Annotated in this window: 3 protein-coding genes and 1 pseudogene; 1 reads left to right on the plus strand and 3 read right to left on the minus strand. The window is 43.4% G+C overall.

Annotation, left to right across the window (positions count from 1 at the left end; genetic code table 11):
* Nucleotides 1-173: 173 nt before the first annotated feature.
* The gene (locus H5300_RS26165) at nt 174-1,007 is read left to right on the plus strand and encodes a pyruvate, water dikinase regulatory protein (protein WP_182797306.1); all 834 of its coding nucleotides are present in this window, start codon (nt 174-176) and stop codon (nt 1,005-1,007) included.
* Nucleotides 1,008-1,116: 109 nt separating this feature from the next.
* Here H5300_RS26165 and grxB read toward each other — a convergent pair whose 3' ends face one another.
* The 3 genes and pseudogenes from grxB to H5300_RS26180 all read right to left on the minus strand — a co-directional run.
* The gene (grxB, locus tag H5300_RS26170; protein ID WP_017083200.1) at nt 1,117-1,749 is read right to left on the minus strand and encodes a glutaredoxin 2; all 633 of its coding nucleotides are present in this window, start codon (nt 1,747-1,749) and stop codon (nt 1,117-1,119) included.
* 333 nt (nt 1,750-2,082) lie between these two features.
* Nucleotides 2,083-2,241 carry a hypothetical protein gene (locus H5300_RS26175; RefSeq protein WP_004733064.1) on the minus strand — a complete coding sequence of 53 codons (159 nt, stop codon included), beginning with the start codon at nt 2,239-2,241 and terminating at the stop codon, nt 2,083-2,085.
* 164 nt (nt 2,242-2,405) lie between these two features.
* Nucleotides 2,406-3,029, minus strand: a pseudogene (locus tag H5300_RS26180) (gfo/Idh/MocA family oxidoreductase); the annotation flags it as partial.
* Nucleotides 3,030-3,154 lie beyond the last annotated feature (125 nt).

Below are 3,154 nucleotides of genomic sequence, written 5' to 3' on the forward strand. Positions count from 1 at the left end.
CACGAGTCGTATCGTGTTGGTTAATCAGCGTGATTTTTTGTTCATTGGATAGTGTTATTTTCATGTCACCTAGCATGATCCTCATTTTGGCTAAAATCAAGCACCTTCAATGATCACGGGTATATATTATGGTTCCCATCCTACTCAAAATAATTTTAAACATTAAATAAAAAATGCAAATTGATATCCAAAGTCGTGATGTATTCTATGTTTCTGATGGAACGGCCATAACATGTGAGACTTTAGGGCATGTTGTTCTAGGTCAATTCCCATTCGAAGCCAATGAAAAAACCTTCCCGTTTGTCGAAAGTGAGGACAAACTTTCTGATTTATTAAAAGAGATCGAAATTTCGTATCGTGATACGGGCAACCACCCGTTGGTCTTTTTTTCGATTGTGATTCCAGACATCAAGCAGAAGCTCTTGGAGGCACCAGCGCATTGTTATGACGTGCTAGAGAGTATTGTGCAGAAAGTGCAAGACGATACCCAAATGGCCCCGGTGCCTAAGCTGCAGCGTTCACGTAGTGTTAATAAAGATTCAGTGAAGTACTTCGACCGTATTGCTGCGATTGAATACACGCTGGCTCATGATGATGGCATCACGCTGAAAGGGCTTGAAGAGGCGGATATCATCCTATTGGGTGTGTCTCGAAGCGGTAAGACACCGACAAGTTTGTATATGGCGATGCAGTTTGGCTTGCGCGTAGCGAACTATCCGTTCATTCATGATGACCTGGCGTGCTTGAAGCTGTTACCCGAATTTGAGATCTACCGACACAAGCTGTTTGGTTTAACCATTGATGCGGAAAGGTTGACTGAAATCCGAGAGAACCGTTTAGCTGGCAGTGAATACGCGAGTGATTCGCAATGCTTGTATGAGTTGCAAACGGTAGAGTCGATGTTTCGCCGAGAAGCGATACCTTACATCAACACGTCATCGCTATCGGTTGAAGAAATTTCAACACGAATCTTGGAACGTACAGGGTTGAGAAGGCGCTTGTTGTAGAAAAAATAATTGAGTCATAAGGATCGAAGCTCGTACGGACAATGTTCGGGGAGCTTCGATTTTTCGTTTAGGCTCGTTGCTAACGACTAACGACTAACGACTTAGCAAATTAGCAAAGAAGCTTGATGCCTAACGTTTGACTCTGTTTTTCTGACCAACGCTCAAGTGCTGGTGGCCATGTGATGCTTGGTTCAACACAGAAGCCACGAAGCATCGAGAAATACACCGCTTGATCGATTAGAGGCAGTGATGACTCACCATTCTCTAGGTCCAGTAATAGCTCGGCATCTTTCAGTAATGGGTTAATCAGTTGAACGAATTGTGGGGTCTTTTCCAAGAGTTCTTCAAAGTTAAAACCGTCGGTCTCTTTACTGGCACGCCAAGCTTCTTTGGCTCCAGCAGAGCGATATTCAGCCAAGTCGAGGTTCCACCAACGTGGGCGTCCGATCTGTTGAGTAAGAGGGAAAGCGCGGCTTTGAAAAAGCGCAGCCTGCTCAGATGGCTCACGTTGCTCGTCACTTGATTTCGAATCCATGAAGTAAACAATGATGTCTAGGCTTTCAGCCATAATCGAACCGTCGTTTTTCTGTAGGACTGGCACCATCTTCTTACCGATCAGATCGATAAGGGTTTGAGCATCATCATAATCCACAGAAACAAGTTCGATGTTCAAGCCTAAAGATTGAGCGATGTAGGCAACTCTTGCACAGAAAGGGCAGTGGTCGTAAATGTAAAGCTTCATAGCTTCCCTTAGTTCAGGATATTATAAATATAAGTTAATGCTAATATATCAGAAAGTATTACGAACATTAAGCGTGAATAAACGCTAAGTACTAATAAACAGCAAGCATCAACAACACACAATAAGTGTTTGGTATAAATACTCTTTCATTAATTCTATTGTCTGTTGGATTCGGCTTTACTGCAATGCGTAGACTAATGGGAAGGCTAGTGAGAAATAACGGGCACAAAAAAGGCTCTGGCGGCTCACTCTAATGCAGAAGAGTGAAGTCAGCCAAAGCCTCAATGTTGTTACCTTTAGCAGAGTGACTACTAAAAGAGCAGAGTGGTTAAACTATGCTTTTTTAAGGTCTTGTGCTGGGTAAGTAAGCGTCATTGCGCCTTCTACCGTTGTAACGTGAACGTAGCCACCACCAGCACTTAGGCCAGTCACTACCATTTCACCAAGCTCAACACCTTTTGTTGCTACAACGCGATCGTCAACTGAAAACACTTTACACACCTTCAATAAATTAAATAAATACGATAGATATCGAACGCGGATTTAAACAGATGGCACCCCAATCGACTAATCCGGTTATTTGTCGTAAAGATTAAATTTAGTTATGCATAAAACAGTATTTCTTAAAAATCAGTTTGTTAACTCGTTCAGCGATGTTATTTGTCTGCCGGATAAACGACACCAACTTGTTGGCGCATCTCTGTAATTAACTTAGCAACCGTTAAAGCGCGCTGTTGGGCTTGCGCTTGTGTTGTGTTGTCTCCAGCAATGCAACTAGCAAAGGCTTGCGCCTCGTAACACATTGAATTTTCGCTTTGTGCTTGAGTGAGGTTTTCTACCGTGCCATCGCGGTAGCGGATCTTAATGTCGGTGCATTCGGCGATGTGATCGATGATGATCGCTCCTAGTTCACCTTGGATCTCACTTGGCGTATAAGAATCACTGACTTTGGAGTGCGCAAGGGTCACATCAAACTCAGGGTATTGGAAGATCGCACAGCCATGTGCGTCCACGCCTGAATCAAGTAGCTTTGCAGAAGCCTGTGCATTTTCAGGTTTGCCAAATAACGCGACTGTCGCGGCAACACAGTAGAAGCCAATATCGACCAATGAGCCGTTAGAAAAAGCTGGATTGAAGGTGTTTGGGTTCTCGCCATTTAGGTATTTTTGGTAGCGCGATGAATACTGGCAGTAGTTGATGTGTGCCTTATGTACCTTGCCAATCTTTTCTAAACCAAGTTGAATTTGCTTAAAGTTCGGCAGGAACTGAGATTTGTACGCGGCTTTGTTGCGTAATTAAATTTAGAGATAGAGCCACCCCGTTTCGCGTATTTCTTAGTCAATACGACAAGTTTCAGGCATACCTAACCCAGTAAGCTTGTTCAACGCTTTTATCATCGCGTAAG

This window comes from Vibrio sp. SG41-7, from assembly GCF_014164465.1.
Classification (GTDB): Bacteria; Pseudomonadota; Gammaproteobacteria; order Enterobacterales; family Vibrionaceae; genus Vibrio; species Vibrio splendidus.